General features: G+C 73.2%; 16 protein-coding genes. 4 read left to right on the top strand and 12 right to left on the bottom strand.

Annotation, left to right across the window (positions count from 1 at the left end; translation table 11 throughout):
- Window positions 1-2 precede the first annotated feature (2 nt).
- From CP967_RS30085 to CP967_RS30095, 3 genes are all read right to left on the bottom strand, one after another.
- Entirely contained in the window at window positions 3-872 is an 870-nt protein-coding gene (locus CP967_RS30085) for an ATP-grasp domain-containing protein (protein WP_150490988.1), read from the bottom strand.
- Window positions 873-1,035: 163 nt separating this feature from the next.
- Window positions 1,036-2,727: a DUF885 domain-containing protein gene (locus CP967_RS30090; RefSeq protein ID WP_150490989.1), complete on the bottom strand. Its 1,692-nt coding sequence runs from the start codon at window positions 2,725-2,727 to the stop codon at window positions 1,036-1,038.
- A gap of 102 nt (window positions 2,728-2,829) precedes the next feature.
- Complete coding sequence (locus tag CP967_RS30095; protein ID WP_229888263.1) at window positions 2,830-3,381, bottom strand: Lrp/AsnC family transcriptional regulator; 552 nt, start codon at window positions 3,379-3,381, stop codon at window positions 2,830-2,832.
- A 59-nt stretch (window positions 3,382-3,440) separates the two neighbouring features.
- Between CP967_RS30095 and CP967_RS30100 the strand changes: the two genes are divergently transcribed.
- Complete coding sequence (locus CP967_RS30100; RefSeq protein WP_150490990.1) at window positions 3,441-4,691, top strand: trans-sulfuration enzyme family protein; 1,251 nt, start codon at window positions 3,441-3,443, stop codon at window positions 4,689-4,691.
- Here the strand turns inward: CP967_RS30100 and CP967_RS30105 are convergent.
- From CP967_RS30105 to pdxR, 3 genes are all read right to left on the bottom strand, one after another.
- A complete protein-coding gene (locus CP967_RS30105) occupies window positions 4,591-6,018 on the bottom strand; it encodes a GNAT family N-acetyltransferase (RefSeq protein WP_150490991.1) in 1,428 nt (475 codons plus the stop codon). The genes CP967_RS30100 and CP967_RS30105 overlap by 101 nt on opposite strands.
- 180 nt (window positions 6,019-6,198) lie before the next feature.
- Window positions 6,199-7,779 carry an alkaline phosphatase D family protein gene (locus CP967_RS30110; protein ID WP_150490992.1) on the bottom strand — a complete coding sequence of 527 codons (1,581 nt, stop codon included), beginning with the start codon at window positions 7,777-7,779 and terminating at the stop codon, window positions 6,199-6,201.
- Between the two features lie 445 nt (window positions 7,780-8,224).
- Complete coding sequence (gene pdxR, locus CP967_RS30115; protein ID WP_150490993.1) at window positions 8,225-9,757, bottom strand: MocR-like pyridoxine biosynthesis transcription factor PdxR; 1,533 nt, start codon at window positions 9,755-9,757, stop codon at window positions 8,225-8,227.
- Window positions 9,758-9,804: 47 nt separating this feature from the next.
- On the opposite strand from pdxR, the gene CP967_RS30120 reads away from it, so the two are divergent.
- The 3 genes from CP967_RS30120 to CP967_RS30130 all read left to right on the top strand — a co-directional run bounded on the left by CP967_RS30120 (window position 9,805) and on the right by CP967_RS30130 (window position 13,123).
- Window positions 9,805-10,881: a DMT family transporter gene (locus CP967_RS30120; protein WP_229888264.1), complete on the top strand. Its 1,077-nt coding sequence runs from the start codon at window positions 9,805-9,807 to the stop codon at window positions 10,879-10,881.
- Window positions 10,882-11,079: 198 nt separating this feature from the next.
- Window positions 11,080-11,964 carry an RNA polymerase sigma factor SigJ gene (gene sigJ, locus CP967_RS30125; RefSeq protein WP_150490994.1) on the top strand — a complete coding sequence of 295 codons (885 nt, stop codon included), beginning with the start codon at window positions 11,080-11,082 and terminating at the stop codon, window positions 11,962-11,964.
- A 388-nt stretch (window positions 11,965-12,352) separates the two neighbouring features.
- On the top strand, window positions 12,353-13,123 hold the full coding sequence (locus CP967_RS30130; protein WP_150490995.1) for a GntR family transcriptional regulator: 771 nt from the start codon (window positions 12,353-12,355) through the stop codon (window positions 13,121-13,123).
- 110 nt (window positions 13,124-13,233) lie between these two features.
- Here the strand turns inward: CP967_RS30130 and CP967_RS30135 are convergent, their stop codons facing one another.
- From CP967_RS30135 to CP967_RS30160, 6 genes are all read right to left on the bottom strand, one after another.
- The gene (locus tag CP967_RS30135; RefSeq protein ID WP_150492111.1) at window positions 13,234-14,391 is read right to left on the bottom strand and encodes an ROK family protein; all 1,158 of its coding nucleotides are present in this window, start codon (window positions 14,389-14,391) and stop codon (window positions 13,234-13,236) included.
- A gap of 326 nt (window positions 14,392-14,717) precedes the next feature.
- Complete coding sequence (mug, locus tag CP967_RS30140; RefSeq protein WP_150490996.1) at window positions 14,718-15,266, bottom strand: G/U mismatch-specific DNA glycosylase; 549 nt, start codon at window positions 15,264-15,266, stop codon at window positions 14,718-14,720.
- 23 nt (window positions 15,267-15,289) lie between these two features.
- On the bottom strand, window positions 15,290-16,732 hold the full coding sequence (gene purB / locus CP967_RS30145) for an adenylosuccinate lyase (RefSeq protein WP_190175034.1): 1,443 nt from the start codon (window positions 16,730-16,732) through the stop codon (window positions 15,290-15,292).
- 121 nt (window positions 16,733-16,853) lie between these two features.
- Entirely contained in the window at window positions 16,854-17,693 is an 840-nt protein-coding gene (locus CP967_RS30150) for an SGNH/GDSL hydrolase family protein (RefSeq protein WP_150490997.1), read from the bottom strand.
- A 92-nt stretch (window positions 17,694-17,785) separates the two neighbouring features.
- A complete protein-coding gene (locus tag CP967_RS30155; protein WP_150490998.1) occupies window positions 17,786-18,805 on the bottom strand; it encodes a hemolysin family protein in 1,020 nt (339 codons plus the stop codon).
- Entirely contained in the window at window positions 18,802-20,139 is a 1,338-nt protein-coding gene (locus CP967_RS30160) for a hemolysin family protein (RefSeq protein WP_150490999.1), read from the bottom strand. The genes CP967_RS30155 and CP967_RS30160 overlap by 4 nt, the downstream gene beginning before the upstream one ends.
- Window positions 20,140-20,193 lie beyond the last annotated feature (54 nt).

Below are 20,193 nucleotides of genomic sequence, written 5' to 3' on the forward strand. Positions count from 1 at the left end.
CGTCACCGCGCGGGGAGGGCGGCGAACACGGCGTGCCCGTCCTCCCCGGCGGGCAGGCCGCTGACCTGCCCGTCGCCCACCTCCACCACCCGCCAGACCCCGTCCTCGCGCAGCGCCAGATCGGTCGTCACCCAGCGGCACCCGAGACGCCGTACGGCCTCGCCCACGGCGTCGAGCGGCGGGGACGGCAGCCGGTCCGGCGTGCCGGGGTGGGCGGTCACCGCCACCGGCACGCCGTCCACCCACCACACCCGCGCCTCGCCTTCCGCCGCGAAGGGTTCGTACGCGCGCAGGACGAGGCCCCCGGCCAGGGAGTCCTCCTGCAGTTCGAGGAACCGCGTGACGACGGCGGCGAGCCGGCCGGTGTCGGTGAGCTCCGGCACGAAGCAGGCCTCGTGCCACTCGTGCGCACGGGACTTCACGAAGTCCTTCACCACGCCCGGCCCCGCCCCCAGTGGCCCGGCGAGCCGGGCCAGTGAGACGGCGTCGGGCGGACCGGCCCCGGGCGCCAGGCCGCACCACACACTGCGCGGAGTCAGTCCGGCGAACACCGCGTACCAGCCGGGGAGTTCATGGGCGGTGCGATAAGCGGCGGCCCTCGTGGACAGGGAGCAGCCCCGTGCGGCCAGCGCCCGCTCCAGTTCCCCGTAACGCTCCGCCTGAACCATCCAGCCCCGGTACCAGTACGGCCCCGAGGCCGCGGGCACCCCGGCGACGGCCGCCTCGGCCTCCCCGGCCGTCAGCGCGTCGTGATCGACCAGGACGACCCGGCCGCCGGCACCGCGGACAGCGGCGGCCTCCCGCGCGAACTGCGGGTCGGGGCGGCCCGGCCGCAGAGGGTCGGAGCAGAAGAGGAAGGACGCCGGGGCCACGGGACACTCATTCGGTGGGCAGGTGGGCAGGTGGGCAGGTGGGCAGGTGGGCAGGTGGGCAGGCGGCGGGCGGCGGGGTGCACCGACCGGACGGGCGGACGCGCCGGACGGGCGTACCGGCCGGGCGGGTGAGGCGGACACGCGCCCCGCCCCGCCCGGGAGGTCACAGCCGCGACAGCTCGTCCACCAGATCGTCCAGCCCCAGCGATCCCTGCGACAGGGCGGCCATGTGCCAGGCCTTCAGGTCGAACGCGTCACCGTGCGCCTTGCGGGCGTTCTCCCGGCCCAGCAGCCAGGCACGCTCACCCAGCTTGTAACCGATGGCCTGGCCCGGCATCGACAGGTAACGGGTCAGCTCGCTCTCCACGAAGTCGGCCGGCCGGCCGCTGTGGTTGCCGAAGAACTCCTGAGCGAGCTCCGGCGTCCAGCGCTCACCGGGATGGAACGGGGAATCCCCCGGGATCTCCAGTTCCAGGTGCATGCCGATGTCCACGATCACCCGGCAGGCACGCATCATCTGCGCGTCCAGATAGCCGATCCTGCGCTCCGCGTCGGGCAGGAAACCCAGCTCGTCCATCAGCCGTTCCGCGTACAGCGCCCAGCCCTCGGCGTTGGCGCTGACGTGGCCGATCGACGCCTGGTAGCGCGACAGGCTGTCCGCGACGTGCGTCCACTGCGCGATCTGCAGATGATGGCCCGGCACCCCCTCGTGGTACCAGGTCGACACCAGGTCGTACACCGGGAAACGGGTCTCCCCCATGGTGGGGAGCCAGGTCCGGCCGGGGCGCGAGAAGTCCTCGGAGGGACCGGTGTAGTACGGTGCCGCCGCCCCGCCCGCCGGGGCGATCCGGGATTCCACCTTCCGCACCCGCTCGGCGAGTTCGAAGTGCGTGCCGTCCAGCGCCTCGATGGCCTCGTCCATCAGGCCCTGCAGCCACTCACGGACCTCCTCCACCCCCTCGATGTGCTTCCCGTGCACATCGAGGTGGGCGAGCGCCTCCCACGGGCCCGCCCCGGGCAGGATCTTCTCGGCCTCGGTCCTCATCTCGGCCAGCAGGCGGTGGTACTCGGACCAGCCGTACGCGTACGCCTCGTCCAGATCCAGATCCGTACCGTTGAACTGGCGTGACCAGCGGGCGTACCTCTCACGGCCCACCGTGTCGGGAGCGCCCTCGACCGCCGGGGCGTACACCTCGCGCATCCAGTCCCGCAGCGCCAGGAGACCTGCGGTGGCCTCCGCTGCGGCGGCGTCCAGCTCCGGGCGCAGCGACTGGGGGCCGGCGGCCACGAACTCCTGGAAGAACCCGCGCCCGCCCTCCTCGCCGTCCGCCCAGACACCCAGCTGCCCGATGAACGTGGCGGTGGGGCGCGGACCGCCGTGGAGCTTGCGTTCCAGACCGAGCTCCAGCGAGGCGCGGTACCCCTCCAGTGCGGCGGGGACCGCCCGGAGACGGTCCGCGACCGCCGCCCAGTCCTCGTCGGTCGCGGTCGGTGTGGCCGTGAACACGTCCCGCACGTTGTGCGCGGGGGAGTGGATGTTGGACACGGCGCGCAGGCCCTCGTCGGCCTCGTGGACGGCGAGTTCGGCGGTCAGCCGCTCCCGGAGCAGCCGTGCGCAGCGCCGCTCCTCCTCGGAGTCCGCACCGGGCGTCCGCTCCGCGGCGTCGAGCTCCGTGAGGGTGCGGCGGATCAGCCCGGCCATGGCTTCCTGTCCCGCGGGCGAGAAATCGGGCAGCCGACGAGAGCTTTCCGCGACACCAAGATAGGTACCGGTGATCGGGTCTAGTTCGATGAATGCGTCGACGTAGGCGTCGGCGACCTGGCGTGGCAGTGCGCTGCTCGTTGTGTCTGACATACGGACATCCTCGTACGGAGAACGGCCCCGCGTCACCGGTTTGCGGTGCACGGCCCCGCGGACCTGCGGCGGGAACGGCCGCCGGACCGGGGTGACGTGGCGTCAGTTCCCGGCGGGGCCGCCGTCGGCCTCCGCCGCGCGTCCTGCGGACCCGGCGCGGCCGGCGTCCGGCGCCCCCTCGTGGACCGGGGGCAGCAGCGGGCCGCAGTCCCACTGCTGGAAGATCAGCCGGGTCTCCACCCGCGCGACCTCCCGGCGGGAGGTGAACTCGTCGAGCACCAGACGCTGCAGGTCCCCGGGGCCGGCGACCGCCACATGCACCAGGTAGTCGTCCGGCCCGGTGAGATGGAACAGCGCGCGCGACTGGGGCAGGGCCCGGACCCGCTCGACGAACGGACCGATCAGCTCCCGGCGGTGCGGGCGTACCTGCACCAGCAGCAGGGCTTCCAGCCCCCTCCCCAGCCGTGCCGGATCCAGCCTCAGCTGATGCCCGAGGATCACACCGCAACGGCGCAGCCTCGCCACCCGGTCGAGGCAGGTGGACGGAGCCACCCCCACCTCGGCGGCGAGGTCCCGGTACGTCCTCCGCGCATCGTTCTGCAGGAGCCGCAGAATGTGCAGATCCACCGGGTCCAGAGCGACAGAATCGGGCATGCGGCGAACGTTACACGGGAATTCACCGCATCAGGCCGGTCACTGTTCAGAGTGGCGGCATGGACGCAGAAGCCTCTTCACCGGTCTCCCCCGCACCCATCAGGTCCAGGGCGTTCGCCACCGAGGCGGTGCACGCCGGACGCGACGACCTCGCCTCTCTCGGCCTGCACGCCGCACCGATCGACCTGTCCACCACCTACCCCTCCTACGACTCCCGGGCGGAGGCGGAGCGTATCGACGCCTTCGCCGCCACCGGGGCCCGGCCCGACGGGCCGCCGGTGTACGCCCGGCTGGACAATCCCACCACCGCCCGTTTCGAGACCGCGCTCGCCCGGCTCGAAGGGACCGGATCCGCCGTCGCGTTCGCCAGCGGGATGGCCGCGCTCACCGCGGTGCTGCTGGCCCGCGCCGGCGCGGGACTGCGCCACGTGGTCGCGGTACGCCCGCTGTACGGATGCAGCGACCACCTGCTCGGCGCGGGGCTCCTCGGGACCGAGGTGACCTGGACCGACCCGGCCGGCGTCTTCGACGCGCTCCGCCCCGACACCGGGCTCGTGATGATCGAGACGCCCGCCAACCCCACCCTGGCCGAGATCGACATCCAGGCGGTGGCGCACTCCTGCGGGACCGTACCGCTGCTCGTCGACAACACCTTCGCCACACCGGTGCTCCAGCGGCCGGCCGGGCACGGCGCGAGGATCGTGCTGCACAGCGCGACCAAGTACCTCGGCGGGCACGGGGACGTGATGGGCGGGGTCGTCGCCTGCGACGAGGAGTTCGCCGCGACACTGCGCCAGGTCCGCTTCGCCACCGGCGGGGTGCTGCACCCCCTGGCCGGATACCTGCTGCTGCGCGGTCTGTCCACGCTCTCCGTCCGCGTACGGGCCGCGTCGGCCACGGCCGCCGAGCTCGCCCGCCGGCTCACGGCCGACCCCCGGGTCGCCCGGGTGCACTATCCCCGGCTCGGCGGGGCGATGGTCTCCTTCGAGGTGCACGGAGACCCGCACCGGGTGATCGCGGGGGTCGGCCTCGTCACACCCGCCGTGAGCCTGGGCAGTGTGGACACCCTGATCCAGCACCCCGCCTCCATCAGCCACCGCATCGTGGACGAGGGGGACCGGCGGGCCGCCGGTGTCGGCGACCGCCTGCTGCGGATGTCGGTCGGACTGGAGGACGTCGAGGACCTCTGGGCCGACCTGGACCAGGCGCTCAGCGCCGAAGCCGCGGGCTCTCCTCCGGCGGCCCGTACCCGGACGGCGCCCCGCCGGCAGGAGCCTGCCGGGCAGGAGAGGCAGCGAGCCGGGCGGTGACGACCAGCGTGCCCTCCTCGATCTGGTAGTCGAGGGGCAGCGAGAGCGCGCGCATCGCCGCGACCATCCCCGTGTTGTGCGCCTGGGTCACGGCGTACACGCTCTCGCAGCCCGCCTCGCCGGCCAGGGCCACCAGCCGGGCCAGCAGCTCGGAGCCGATGCCGCGCCGCTGCCAGTCGTCCTCGACGAGGAGGGCGACCTCCGTCTCGTCGCCGTCCCAGAGCAGGTGCCCCAGCGCCACCAGCCTGCCCGACGCCGTCTGCACGGCGAGCGTCCGGCCGAACCGCGGGCTGAGCAGGTGGTCCAGATAGCGGTCCGCGTCGCGCACCGGACCGTGGTAACGCAGGCCCAGCGTGCGCTCCGAGCAGCGCTCGTGCATGGCCCGCGCGGCGGCCAGGTCACCGCTGCCGGCCCGCCGTACCGTTATCTCGTCGCCCTCCGGGAGGGTGAACGCGTCCTCACGGCGCGGCACCCGCGGGCCGAGCCGCGCGTCGAGCTCCACCAGCGCACGGGCACGGGCGAACTCGGCCGGGGTGAACGGGAGGTACGGGCGCTCCACGGTGATCGTGCCGCCCGAGGGGTCGCACAGCCTCATCACGGTGTCCTCCAGCACCCCTTCCACCGGCGCGTTCTCCCCTGCCGCCCGCCCCGACGGGGGCCGGGCGGGCACCGAGCGGATGGTGCACCGGCCGAGGAGCCGGCGCAGCGCGAGCGGGAGCTCGGCCGCGTCCAGGGCCGTGCGGGTGGCGAGGGAGAGGACCCGGGTCGGGGTGTCCACCAGATCGTGCGCGTCCGCGCGCTCGATCCAGGTGGACGTCCCGCCCGCGGCCGACACCTCCTGGGCGAGCCGCCGCGCCGGCAGGGACTCCGGGGCCCGCAGCAGGAACTCGTCGACGGTCCCCTCGGCCAGCGGGTGGGTCTGCAGGGTCAGGATGTCGATCCGGTGCCTGGCCAGAGCGGTGCACAGGACCGCCAGGGCTCCGGGGGCGTCCCGTACCGTCGTACGCATCCGCCACAGCACGGTGGGGCCGGGCACAGCGCTGCCACCGTCCGCCGACGGCCCCCCGCCGGCCCCGGCGGGACCGGTATCGGAAGCAGGGGGCGGGGCGTGGCTGTGCCGCCGTGCCCACCATGTGTGGAAAGCCGCCGTGGCGACCAGGGCGACCGCCGAGGCGATCAGCAGGTACGGGCCGTCGGGCTGGTGCCCGATCAGGTTCGCGATGGCGTCGGCCACCGCGACCGCCGTGAACAGGGCGGCCAGCTCGATCACGTCCCGCCGCCAGTGGTGCGGGCGGCGGGCACTCTTCGCGGACGTCACATCAGTCATGCCTTCACTGTGACCGAACGGTGTTGCCTGATCACGAACGCATTGTGACCGATGGGTTACGGGTGCATCTGGTCGGCTATCGGCACCTTTTGCCCCCACCGCCTCCGCCGCCCCGTGCCGCCTCCGGCCTCCCCGGTCCCTTGTCCTCCCTGCGGCCTTCGGCGCGCCCGTCCCCGGGCGTCACTGCCCCACCCGCCCCGGTTGCAGGACCTTGCTGAACAGCACCGTGCCGCCCTGCGCGCGCAGCCGCACCGTCAGCTCCCCGCTCGCACCGTCGATGTCGACCTGGCCGAACAGCTGCGGCGACTCCATCGGCGACACGTTCGCCCGCTCCGGGGCCTTGACGAACACCCGGTCGGGTCCGAACGTGCCGTCGAGCGCGTTGGCGGGGAACTGCCCGGCCGCCAGGGGCCCCGAGACGAACTCCCAGAACGGCGCGAAGTCCTTGAACGCCGCGCTTTCGGGCAGGTAGTGCTGAGCCGAGGTGTGGTGCACGTCGGCCGTCAGCCAGACGGTTCCGGTGATCCTCCGGTGCTTGATGTGGCGCAGCAGTTCGGCGATCTGGAGCTCCCGCCCCAGCGGCGCGCCCGGGTCGCCCTGCGCGATCGCCTCGAAGTCCGCGGCGCCGTCGGGGACCACCAGGCCCAGCGGCATGTCCGAGGCGATCACCTTCCACACCGCGCGCGACCGGGACAGCTCCCGCTTGAGCCAGTCCAGCTGCTCGGCCCCGAGGATGCCGGTGGTGCCGTCGGCCTGCCGGCCGGGGGAGTTGGCGTCACGGAAGGAGCGCATGTCCAGCACGAACACGTCGAGCAGGGGGCCGTGCCGTACGACGCGGTGCATGCGCCGCTGCCGGGGCGCCCCCCGGAGCGTGGACACCGGGAAGTACTCGGTGAACGCCCGCACCGAACGGGCGGCCAGCAGGTCCACGTTCTTCTCCGTGTACCGGGGGTCGTCCAGGATCTGCCCGGGGTACCAGTTGTTCCGGACCTCGTGGTCGTCCCACTGGACCACCGAGGGAACCTGCGCGTTGAACGCGCGCAGGTTCTCGTCGAGCAGGTTGTACCGGAAGTTGCCGCGGTACTCGTCCAGCGTCTCGGCGACCTTCGACTTCTCCGGCGTCGTGACGTTCCGCCAGACCCGCCCGTCCGGCAGGGTGACACGGGGCTCGATCACCCCGTCCGCGTAGATGTTGTCCCCGCTGCACAGGAAGAAGTCCGGGTCCAGGCGGCGCATCTCGTCGTACACGCGGTAGCCCCCGATGTCCGGGTTGATGCCCCAGCCCTGCCCCGCGATGTCGCCCGACCAGAGGAAGCGCACGTCGTCACGGCGCCGGGCCGGGGCGGTGCGGAACGTGCCGTACACCGGGGCGCTCGTACGCCGGGGGTCGTGCGGATCGGCCAGGACGACGCGGTAGTGGACCTGTTCACCGGCGGGCAGTCCGTGCAGGGGCGTGATTCCGGTGAAGTCCGTACCGGCGCCGAGCAGGGGGCCGTGCCACGGGCGGGCACGCCGGAAGGAATCCGTCGCCGAGGTCTCCACCAGCATCCGGGCCGGGCGGTCCGAGCGTACCCAGACGAGCGCCGACGAGGACGTCACATCACCCGCCTGCACACCCCACCGGGCGCCCGGCCTCCCGGAGAGCGCGAAGGCCGGTGCCGCGCCGGCGAGCCCCGGGACGGCCGTCGCGGCCGAGGCGAGCAGCGAACCGCGCAGCACCGTGCGACGGGCCGGGGCCGGTATGCGAGGGCGGTAGGACATGGGGGCGCCTCCAGGGACGACGGGACAGGCGGGGCAGACGGACTGCCAGGACCGCGCGCGGGGTGGTGAGGACGGCTGATCGCCGGTCCATGCCTAACGGCCGGGAACGGCCGGGACGCCAACACGGGGTGAACACATCCCGCCGGAGCCGCCGGTCCGCGGATTTCACCGGTCCGTGGATGCCGCCGGTCCGTGGATCCGCCGGCCGGGGGCCACCGGTCCGCGGCCCCGGCAGCCGGCGGGCCCGGGGCATCCGCCGGAACGCGTCCACGGCCCGCGCGTCCACGGCCCGCACGTTCACGGTTTGCGCGGTGGCGGCGGGGCGAAGGCGGTGGGGGCACCGGGGAGACACGGAAGGGCGAGGGCCCCTCCCGCCGTACCGGCGGACCGGGCCAGGACGGTCACGCTCACACCGGAGGCCGTCCGGTACCGGAAGCGGGCGGGCTCACGGGCGGACGGCGGAGGCGAGCAGGCGGACACCGCGGAGGATGTCGGCCGGTGGCAGATGCGCGTAACCGAAGACCAGCGTCACCCCTCCGTCCGCCACGGCGCCGGCCGTACCCGGCGCGCCCGCCTCCCCCGTTTCTCCCGCGGTACCCGCCGTACCGCCCGGCGCGGCGGACGCCGTCGCCCCGTAACAGCTCAGCGGCCGCACCGCGACGCCTCCGGCCTCCGCCCGCCGGAGGACCTCCTCCTGCGGGCCGAGCCCTTCGGGAAGCCGGGCGATGATGTGCAGCCCGGCGGCTATGCCGCTCACCTCGGTCCCCGGGAGGTGTTCGGCCAGGGCGGCGGTCAGGACGTCCCTGCGCTCGCGGTAGACGCGCTGGCAGCGCCTCAGCTGACGGTCGTAGGCGCCCCGCCGGACGAGGTCCGCGAGTACCGCCTGGTCGATCGCCGGATTCCCGAGGTCCATCGTCCGCTTCCGGGCGACGATCTCCTCGGTCATCGAGGCCGGGGCGACGAGCCAGCCCAGCCGCAGTCCCGGGGCGAGCGACTTGCTCACCGACCCGGCGTACACGACGTGTTCCGGATCGAGGCCCTGCAACGCCCCCACCGGCGCCCGGTCGTAGCGGAAGTCACCGTCGTAGTCGTCCTCCAGGATCACACCGGAGGTGCTGCGCGCCCACGCGAGCAGACGGCCCCGGCGCCCGGCGGAGTAGGCGATCCCGGTGGGGAACTGATGCGCGGGGGTGGTGACCAGGGCGCGCACGCCGGAACGCGTCAGTGGCTCCGGGACGAGCCCCTCGCCGTCGAGGGGGAGCGCGACCGTCCGCAGTCCGGCCGAGGCGAACAGGGAGGTGTGCTCGGGGCTCCCCGGATCCTCCACCCCGACCGCGTCCACACCCCGGCCCCGCAGCACGGACCCGAACAGGGTCGCCGCCTGCGCCACACCCGAGCAGACCACCAGCCGCTCCGGATCGGCCACCACCCCCCGGCGGCGGGCCAGCAGCGCGGCCAGGGCCTCGCGCAGCTCCGGCAGGCCCCGCGGGTCCGGGTAACCGAGAGAACCGTGCGACAGCCGGGCCAGCGCCGCACGCTGAGCGGCCGCCCAGGCGGCACGCGGGAACAAGGACAGATCAGGGGTGCCGGGCCGGAAGTCCACGAGTGCCACGGGCGCCCGCGGCGCCGGGTTCCGCGCAGCCTCCCGTACCGGCGGCCGGACCGCGTCACTCACCCAGGTCCCCGCGCCCCGTCCGCTCCGCAGATAGCCCTCGGCCGTCAACTGCTCGTACGCCTCGGTCACCAGGCCGCGTGACACGCCCAGATCGGTGGCGAGTTCACGGCTGGCCGGCAGCCGGGTACCGGCCGGGAGCCGCCCCGAACGCACCGCCTCCCGCAAGGCCGACCGGAGTGCCCGCCCACGCCCGCGCACCGGAGAGGAAGCGGCCGGCAGCAGCAGCTCCCAAGCCGGCCGGGACGGGACGCGGCCCTCCGGCACGCCGTCGTCAGCGGGCGGATTGGTCCCCGAAAGCCTCATGGAAGTGGACCTTAAACCGGACCGCTCCCGGACCTAGCGTCGCCCTCATGAACCACACCCCCGCACGCGCGGCGCTGCCCGCGGCCCTCGCCTGCGTCCTGGTCGGCGCCTCCTTCACCGCGAACAGCGTCCTCGGCGACTACCCCTACGCAGGCGGTCAGGCACTGCGGTACGGACTCGCGGCCCTCCTCCTCCTGCCCCTCCTGCGCAGCGGTGACGGCTCGGGGCCCGCCCTCCTGCGCACGCTCACCGCGCGGCAGTGGGGACGCCTCGCCGCGCTCGCCGCCACCGGGATGGTCGGCTTCAACCTCGCCGTCCTGGCCGCCGAACGGTCGGCCGAACCGGCGGTGCCGGGAGTGTTCGTGGGCTGCGCCCCCATCGTCGTGGGGGCCCTCGTCCCGCTCCTGGAGGGCCGCCGCCCCTCGCGTACCGTCCTGTACGCCGCCGCTCTGGTCGCCGCCGGCGCGTTCACCGTGCAGGGCTGGGGCAGGACCGATCCGGCCGGTATCGGCTACTCGGTGGGCGCGCTCGCCGGAGAGGTGTGCTTCGCGGTGCTGGCCGTGCCCGTACTGAGGGCGCTGGGTCCGAAACTGCTGACCGCGACCGTCTGCGCCGTCGCCGCCGCGGAATCCGCGCTCCTGGGGCTGCTGCTCGACGGCCACGCCTTCCTGCGGGTGCCCACCGCTCAGGAGACGCTCGCCCTGCTGTGGCAGGCGGCCGTGGTCACGGTGGTCGGCTTCGTCTGCTGGTACAGCGGGATGCGTCGGATCGGCGCCGAACGGGCCACCCTCTTCTCCGGTCTGATCCCCGTCTCGGCCGCGCTCACCGCGCCCCTGGTCGGAACCGGGACGTACGGACCCGGCCAGGCGGCCGGGAGCCTCCTGGTGGGAGCGGGGGTGGTCCTGGGGACGGGTGTGCTGACCCGCGGCCGGACAACGGGGCCCGGGGCGGACACCGGTGACAGGGCGGGCACCGGTGGCGGGACGGACACCGGCGACAGGACAGGCACCGGCGACGGATACGGCCCGGGGCCCCGGCACCGGAACCGGAACACCCTCCGCCCGGCCGCCCGGCGTGCGTACGGGGCGGGTACCGGAAGTGACCGCCCGTCACACACCTCCTGACGGCGGGACCGCCCGCCGCGTGGTCCGCCACGAGACCCGGAGGGACGGTGGGACCCGGGACCGGAGGGGCGGGGAGTCCCGGGGCCGCGGAGGCGGCGGTGCCTTCCTCCCGGGGCGACTGCCCCGGAGCCAGCCGGAGTTGCGGCGCACCGGCGATTCCCGCTGGACACGGTCCGGCGAGTGGGCTGGGATGGGGCGGTGACCGCCGACACCGTGACCGATCTTTTCGAGGAGAACCGGGCCGTCCTCATCGGGGTCGCCTACCGCATGCTGGGCCGCACGGCCGACGCGGAAGACGTGGTCCAGGAGGCGTGGCTGCGCTGGTCGGCGGCGGACCGCGGCCGGGTGAGGGAGCCGCGCGCCTTCCTCGTACGCGTCACCACCCGACTGGCCATCGACCGGCTGCGGCATGTGCGGGCCCGCCGGGAGGCATACGTCGGCGACTGGCTGCCCGAGCCCATGGCCACCGCGTTCGGGCCCACCGCCCCCGACACCGAGGAACAGGCCGTGCTGGCCGACTCGGTGTCCATGGCCGTTCTGATCGTCCTGGAATCCCTCTCCCCGCTCGAACGCGCGGTCTTCGTCCTGCGCGAGGCGTTCGGCTTCCCGTACGCGGAGATCGCCGCGACGCTCGAACGGTCCGAAGCCGCGGTACGGCAACTCGCCGCCCGCGCCAAACGCCACGTGGAGGAGCGCAGGCCGCGGTACGACGTCGACCCCGGGCTGCGCCGTGACCTCACCGAACGGTTCCTGGCCGCCGCCGAGGGCGGAGACCTCGGCCAACTCCTCACCCTGCTCGCTCCCGACGCCAGACTGATCGCCGACAGCGGCGGCAAGGCGAAGGCGCCACGACGGGTCATCGAGACCGCCGCCAAGGTGGGCCGGTTCCTCGCCGCCGTGGCCCAGGACCGGCCGACGGGCACGGAGAGCAGGTTCACGGAGATCAACGGAGGCCCCGCTCTGGTGCTCTTTGCCGGCGACAGGGTCGACACGGTCTTCCAGGTCGACATCGCGGGAGGCGTCGTCCAGAGCGTCTATGTCATCCGCAATCCCGACAAGTTCGCGGGACTCTCCCTTCTCTGAGCGGGGTGCCCGTGTCCCCGGCCGCCGGGGGAGGGCGACGCGGGGCGCTTCGGCGAGGAGCTGGTTCCCTTCCGGCCGGGAGGGAACCAGCTCCATGGTCGTTTTATTCGTAATCGCAAGCCTTTGACGGCTTCTGTGGCTCCTTCGCCTTCCCGGCGCCCTCCGGAGCGCGGGACCGGGCATGTCCGGAGCGGGGGCGGGAGCCGCCCGGGGCCACCACCCCGCGAACGTCCTGTGAACGCTGTGCGGCAGTGGACCGTTTCCTTCCGCTACCGGGTGAGGATTGGTCTTGACCAAGGTGGTGGCCCGCCCTAAGGTCGTCACGTTAAGGCAAGAACCTTTAATAAATAACATCGCGGAATGACACCGGGCGATTGCGGAGGACAGGGTGGGGACCACGCAGCTGGAAGCGGTACAGGAGCCGAAGTACTGGCACCTCAAGACCGTGCTCAGTGAGGCGCTTGACTCGGACTTCGCCGTCGGCGAGATCCTGCCCAACGAGCGTGAGCTGGCGGCCCGATTCGGTGTCGCCAGGGCTACGCTGCGACAGGCTCTGGAACAGCTCGAACTGGAGGGCAGGCTCCAGCGGCGACGTGGTGTCGGCACGACCGTCGCCCCGCCGCGGGTAGGCGTCGCCGTGGCCACGGCGCAGCACGACTGGGCGGACGGCGGGAGCGCGGGCGAGGCATGGCAGCCCGTCGAGTGCACCGACGCCCCCGCGCCGGCGGCGGTGGCCGCTGTCCTCTCCGTCGGCACGGACGAAACGGTGCATGTGGTGCGCCGTATCCGTGTCGCCCACGGGCAGACCGTGGCGGCCGAACTCCTCTACGTGCCGGCGGCCTCCGTGCCCGGCCTCCCCGCGGTCGGCATGCCGTCCGGGCCCGCCCGGGCGCGGAACGTCCTGCAGGAGCTGTACCGCCTGGGTCTCGACGGGCAGGATCGTTCCGTCGAACTCGGGTCCGCACGGGTGGACGACGCCAAGGAGCTCGACCGGCTTCCCGGCGCCCCGGTGCTCGTCGTCACGACACGCTACTTCGCGGCCTCCGGTACGGCGGCCGTCTCCGTGGCCACCTACCGGGCGGACACCTGCCGCCTCACCTTCGGTGACTCCGGTGCTCTGGAGATCAGCCACGAGGAGCAGACCCGGCAGGCTTCCTGACGCCCTGTCGGCGGACAGGGGCTCTCTCGCGGAACCTCCGTGCCATGGACGGCACGGGCCCGGCGGCAGAGGAACCGCTCCCGGGTGTACGCGCCTGCCCGCGCGCGAACTCAGCGGCGGGCCGTCACCGTTGCCTCCACCGCGAAGAGCTGTTCCTCGACATGGTCGAGGGCCAGCCGGAGGGCCCCCGTGGCGACCGCGGCCTCACCCAGCATGGAGAGGGTCACCCGGGGCGGCCGCAGACAGTACCGCGCCAGCTCGTCGCGGAGCGGGCCCAGGACCCCGTCGAGGCCCGCGGCCCAGCCCCCGACCACCACGACCTCGGGATCGAGCGCCAGGACCAGGGCCGCCACATCGTGCACCAGCCGCTGGATGAACCGTTCGACGGCGGCCTGCGCGCCGGCGTCACCGTGCTTCGCCTTGGCGAAGACGGCGGCCACGGCCTGCTCGTCGAGAGGGTCCAGCGGGGTGTCCGTCGTGGAGAGCAGATGCTCGGGAGTGACCTCCCTGCCGAGCAGGTGGAGCGCCCCGATCTCGCCTGCCGCGCCACCGAAACCCCGGTGCAGACGGCCGCCGATCAACGAACCGGCGCCGGGGCTCAGCCCCGCCAGCACGAAGACGATGTCGTCGGAATCGGTGGCTGCCCCTTTCCAGTGTTCGGCCACGGCGGCCGCGTTGGCGTCGTTCTCCACCAGCACGGGACACCGGAAGGACCGGCGCAGCCGCTCCCCGAGCGGCAGGCCCGTCCAGTCCGGCAGAGCCGTCCCCAGCCGTACCGTCCCGTCCGCCTCGACGATCCCCGGGCTGCCCACGCCCACCGCGCGCAGGCTGCTGCGGGCCACCCCGGTGCGCCGCAGCACATCGGCGATCACCGCTCTGACCTGGTCGAGCCGGTCGTCCGCCGGCGCGCTCTCGGAGACCTCCCGGGCGCCGGCGCCGACGATCCGGCCGTCCAGTCCGGACAGCAGAGCCGACACACGGTGCGAACCGATCTCGATCCCCAGCAGGTACCCGGCCTCGGCGCGGAACCTGAAGCGCCGGGCGGGCCGCCCCTGGCGCCGGGCCGCGCTGTCGTCGGGCAGTGCCTCCACGACCAGCCCCGCCTCGAAGAGCCCTTCGACCACGCCTTCGACCGTGGGACGGGAGAGCCCTGTGATACGGGTGAGATCGGTGAGGGTTGGCGACTGCGCCCCTCGCAGGGCGTGCAGCACCACCGCGGAATTGATCCGCCGCAGCAGAGACGGGTCCCCACCGGTCAGCCTGCCCACGGTGTGTCCTCCCAGGTCGCGCACGTGTCTGCGGATCGTACTCGTTGCCGGGAAGCGCGGCGAGAGACCTCGGTAACCGGTATGGAGCGGTGACCTGAGCCGGCCCGTCCACGGGGTTCCGGCCGCCTGTGCCGCGCCGCCGGAACGGCCTCGGAAGCGGCCTCGGCCCGGGGCGCGACACCCTTCGGAGGCGGCCCTGGGCCCATGCCGGTTCCGGTCCTCCGCGCGCGGACGGTCCGGACGCGGGACCGGCCGCCTCACCGGGCCGGCCCTCCTCGCCGGACCAGGTGCCCCGCAGGGCCAGACGTCCTACCGGAACAGACGTCTCACCGGGGGGTCTCCTGCTCCACGGCGGCCCGGAGGCGGGCGTACTCGTCCGCCATCGTTTCCACCGTCCAGTGGGCGTTGAGACCGCTCGGGTTGGGAAGCACCCAGACCCGGGCGCCCCCGACGGTCCGCTCCTGCGGCCCGATCCGGGCGCGGCGTTCACCGAAGGCCGCGCGGTAGGCGGTCACGCCGACGACCGCCAGCCACCGGGGGCCGGCGCGTCGGACCTTCGCCTCCAGGGCCCGCCCTCCCTCGACGTACTCCTTTGTGCTCAGCTCGTCGGCCCGGGCCGTCGCCCTGGCCACGACGTTGGTGATGCCCAGCCCGAACACCGGCAGCTCCCCTTGTTCCGCCGGGCGCAGCCGCCTCGGAGTGAAGCCGGACCGGTGCAGCACCGGCCAGAAGCGGTTGCCGGGATGGGCGAAGTGGTGGCCCGTGGCCGCGCTCATCAGACTCGGATTGATTCCGCAGAACAAGACACGCAGGCCGCCCGCGAGCACGTCGGGTACGACGCGGTCGCGGGCGGCCTGGAGTTCCTCAGGGGTCATCGGGCGTCAGCGGCGGGGTGCCGTCACAGGATGGACCCCGGCGTGTAACCGGCGGCCTCGGGGTGCTGTCCGGCGATCTCCTCGATCCTGGAGACCACGGAGGCGACCTGGTCACCAGCCGCACCGGTGAAGGAGAGCTTGTCGGCCATCAAGGCGTCCAGCTGGGCCCGGTCGAGGGGGATGCGCTCGTCGGCGGCCAGCTTGTCCAGCAGCTCGTTGCGCTCGGCACCCTGTTCCCGCATGGCCAGCGCCGAGGCCACCGCGTTCTCCTTGATGGCCTCGTGCGCGACCTCACGGCCCACACCGGCGCGCACCGCGCCCATCAGGACCTTGGTCGTGGCGAGGAAGGGCAGATAGCGGTCCAGCTCACGCGCCACGACGGCGGGGAACGCACCGAACTCGTCGAGGACGGTGAGGAAGGTCTCCAGCAGGCCGTCGAACGCGAAGAACGCGTCCGGCAGAGCCACCCGGCGGACCACGGAACAGGACACGTCGCCCTCGTTCCACTGGTCACCCGCCAGCTCACCCGTCATCGACGCGTAGCCGCGCAGGATCACCATCAGGCCGTTCACACGCTCACAGGAACGGGTGTTCATCTTGTGCGGCATCGCCGACGACCCGACCTGGCCCGGCTTGAAGCCCTCGGTGACCAGCTCGTGCCCGGCCATCAGCCGGATCGTCTTGGCGATCGACGAGGGTGCCGCGGCCAGCTGAACCAGCGCCGTCACCACGTCGTAGTCGAGAGAACGGGGGTAGACCTGGCCGACGGAGGTGAAGGCGTGGGCGAAGCCGAGGTGTGCGGCGATGCGCTGCTCCAGGTCCGCGAGCTTGTCCGCGTCGCCACCGAGCAGGTCCAGCATGTCCTGGGCCGTACCGACCGGGCCCTTGATGCCGCGCAGGGGGTAGCGGCCCAGCAGGTCTTCGAGCCGCCCGTACGCCACCAGCAGTTCGTCGGCGGCCGTCGCGAACCGCTTGCCCAGCGTGGTGGCCTGCGCGGCCACGTTGTGGGAACGGCCCGCGAGGACCAGCTCACGGTACTCGGCGGACAGCTTCCCCAGACGCGCCAGGACCGCCACCGTACGGTCACGCATCAGTTCGAGCGAGAGGCGGATCTGCAGCTGCTCGACGTTCTCGGTGAGGTCGCGGGAGGTCATTCCCTTGTGGACCTGCTCATGGCCCGCGAGCGCGTTGAACTCCTCGATCCGGGCCTTCACGTCGTGCCGCGTGATCTTCTCGCGCTCGGCGATCGAGGCGAGGTCGACCTGGTCGACCACCCGCTCGTAATCGGCCAGGGCGGCGTCGGGAACCTCGATCCCGAGGTCCTTCTGAGCACGCAGCACCGCCAGCCACAGCCGGCGTTCCAGCTTCACCTTCTGCTCGGGGGACCAGAGGACGGCCAGCTCCGTGGAGGCATAGCGGCCGGCCAGGACATTGGGGATGCGAGGCTTCGCAGACACAGCAGTCACGTGTCCGGATTCTACTGGCGGTTTCTGCAGGTCCACGCCGCGGGCCGGACTGTGGTTTCCTACAGGACCCGGGCCCGGCGGTCGCGGACGGGACCGCGCCGCGCGGCCACGGGCACGGCGGTCAGCCGTCGACGCGCCGCCAGCCGGTCACCGGGCCGGGGGCCGACGGGTCCGCGGGGGTGATCCAGAACGCCTTCCCGAGCGCCGCGTCGAACTGGGCCCCGGCCCGTCCGTCGCCGGACGACCGGCCGGTGAGGCGCCGGCCGATCCACGGCAGCAGGTGCTGCCGCGCGAACCGCACGTCCTCGGCCCGCCGCCTCGCCCAGCGTGCCGGCGGGGCCGCGGGCACGGGCGTGCGCCAGCCGTCGTCCTCCGCCGGCAGCCCGAGCGTCTGCCAGACCGCCTCCGCGACTCTGCGGTGCCCGTCCGCCGTGAGGTGGAGCCGGTCCACGTCCCACATCCGCGGATCACCCAGCGAGGGCGCGCCGTAGAGGTCCGCCACCAGGGCGCCGTGCCGCGCCGCGAGGTCGTCCACCAGGGAGAAGAGCTCCTCCATCCGCGGGCGGAAGCGTTCGAGCACCGGACCGCTGCGGCCGGGGCTCCGCATCAGGACGAGCGTCTTGCACGCGGGCGCGAGGCGCTCGACGGCCTCCTCCAGCCGGCCGCGCACCATGCCCATGTCGCACTTCGGGCGCAGGGTGTCGTTGAGGCCGCCGACGAGTGTGATCACGTCCGGTTCCATCGCGGCGGCGACGGGCACCTGTTCCTCGACGATCTGGCCGATGAGCTTTCCGCGTACGGCGAGGTTGGCGTAGCGGAACCCCGGTGTCCGGCCCGCGAGCCGGGCGGCCAGGACATCCGCCCAGCCGCGGTACGAACCGTCGGGCAGAAGGTCCGACATGCCCTCGGTGAAGGAGTCGCCGACCGCGACAAGACTGGTGTAGGAGGCATTCAGTTCCATGGCGGTGCGATCGTACCGCCATGGCGCGGTGCCGGCCGGCACTCGCCGCCCGCCCGCCCGGTGGAGGCGGGAGGCGGGTGCCGGCCGGCCCGTCAGCGGGTCCCGGGCCTCCCCACCAGTTCCCGCAGCACGTCCTCCATCGTGACCAGCCCGGCCAGCCGCTTGTCGTCGTCGAGTACCGCCGCCAGGTGCGTACGGCTCCGCCGCAACGCCGTCAGCACGTCGTCCAGCGGGGCGGAGGCGCGGACCCGGGCGATCGGCCGCAGCGCGGAGACCGGGAACGGCACGTCCCGGGGGGCGGCGTCCAGGGCGTCCTTGACGTGGAGGTAACCGAGGATCCGATGCGTGCCGTCCATCACGGGGAACCGGGAGAAACCGCTCTCGGACGACAGCCGTTCCAGCTCCTCCGGTGTCGTGCCGGCCCGGGTGGACACCACCTGGTCGACCGGCAGCAGCACGTCCCGTACCGGCCTGCGCCCCAGTTCCAGCGCGTGCCGCAGCCGCTCGGCGGAGCGGTCGTCGACGAGCCCGGCCTCCCCGGCGTCCTCGACGAGCCGTGCCAGCTCGTCGTCGGAGAAGGTCGCGGAGACCTCGTCCTTGGTCTCCACCCGCAGCAGGGTGAGCAGGGCGTTGGCGAAGGCGTTGACGGCGAAGATCACCGGACGCAGCGCGCGGGACAGGGCGACCAGCGGCGGACCGAGCAGCAGCGCCGTACGCGCCGGTTCGGCCAGCGCGATGTTCTTCGGCACCATCTCGCCGAGCAGCATGTGCAGATACGTCGCCACCGTCAGGGCGATGACGAACGAGATCGGGTGGACCGCGCCGTGCGGCACACCCACCGCGTCGAACAGCGGCTCCAGCAGATGCGCGATGGCCGGTTCCGCCACGATGCCCAGGACCAGGGTGCAGAGGGTGATGCCGAGCTGCGCGGCCGCCAGCAGCGCCGACACGTGTTCGAGCCCCCAGATGACGCTGCGCGCCCGCCGGTTGCCCGCCTCGGCCTCGGGCTCGATCTGACTGCGGCGTACCGAGATCAGAGCGAACTCCGCGCCGACGAAGAAGGCGTTGACGACCAGGGTCAGCAGACCGATGAAGAGCTGGAGAGCGATCACTGTTCCTCCTCCGCGGGCCCGTCGGTCCCCGCGGGCGGCGCGTGCAGCAGCAGCCGTGCCGCGCGGCGGCCCGAGGCGTCCACCACATCGATGCGCCAGCCGTCCAGCTCGACCGTGTCGCCGACGGCCGGGATGCGTCCGACCTCGGTGGCGACGAGTCCGGCCAGGGTTTCGTAGGGGCCGTCCGGCACCCGGAGCCCCACGCTGCGGAGCTGGTCGGTGCGGGCCGCGCCGTCGGCCGACCACAGGGAGCGCCCGTCCGCGTCCTCACCGACGGGCGCGAGATCGGGTGTCTCGTGCGGATCGTGTTCGTCCCGCACCTCTCCGACGACCTCCTCGACGATGTCCTCCAGGGTCACGACGCCCGCCGTCCCGCCGTACTCGTCGATGACGACGGCCATGGCCAGCTTGCCCGACAGCCGGTCCAGCAGCTGGTCCACCGCCAGCGTCTCGGGTACGAGCAGAGGCTCACGGAGCATCTGCGACACCGGCTTGCGGGGGCGTTCGGCGGCGGGTACCGCCAGGACGTCCTTGATGTGGGCCACGCCGACGACGGTGTCCAGACTTCCCCGGTACACCGGGAAGCGGGACAGGCCGGTGGCCCGGGTGGCGTTGGCGACGTCCTCCGCGGTGGCCTGCACATCCAGTGCCGTGACCTGGACCCGGGGCGTCATGACGTTCTCGGCCGTCAGATCCGCGAGTTTGAGGGTGCGCACGAACAGTTCGGCCGTGTCGGCCTCCAGCGCCCCTTCCTTCGCGGAGTGCCTGGCCAGCGCCACCAGCTCCTGGGGGCTGCGGGCCGAGGCCAGTTCCTCCGCCGGTTCCAGCCCGAAGCGGCGCACGATGCGGTTGGCGGTGCTGTTGAGGTGACCGATGAAGGGGCGGAAGACGGCGGTGAACACCCGCTGCGGCGTGGCCACCGTCCTGGCGACGGCCAGCGGGGACGAGATGGCCCAGTTCTTGGGCACCAGCTCGCCGACCACCATCAGGACGACGGTGGACAGGGCCGTGCCGATCACCAGCGCCAGGGAGGAGGCCACACCGGGCGGCAGGCCCGTCGCCTCCACCGGGCCCCGGATCAGCGCGGTGATGGACGGCTCGGAGAGCATGCCGACCACCAGGTTGGTGACGGTGATGCCGAGCTGCGCCCCGGAGAGCTGGAACGTGAGGCTGCGTACGGCCTTGAGGGCCCCGGCCGCGCCCCGCTCGCCCCGATCCGCGGCTCGTTCGAGCTCGCTCCGCTCGACGGTCGTCAGGGAGAACTCGGCGGCCACGAACGCGCCGCAGGCCACGGAGAGGAGCAGGGCCGCGAGGAGCAGGAGTACTTCCGTCAACGGTTCACCTCCGTCCCACGGCCGGGCAGGGGCGGATGGTTCGCGTGTCGCCGG

Source organism: Streptomyces nitrosporeus, assembly GCF_008704555.1.
GTDB classification, from domain to species: domain Bacteria; phylum Actinomycetota; class Actinomycetes; order Streptomycetales; family Streptomycetaceae; genus Streptomyces; species Streptomyces nitrosporeus.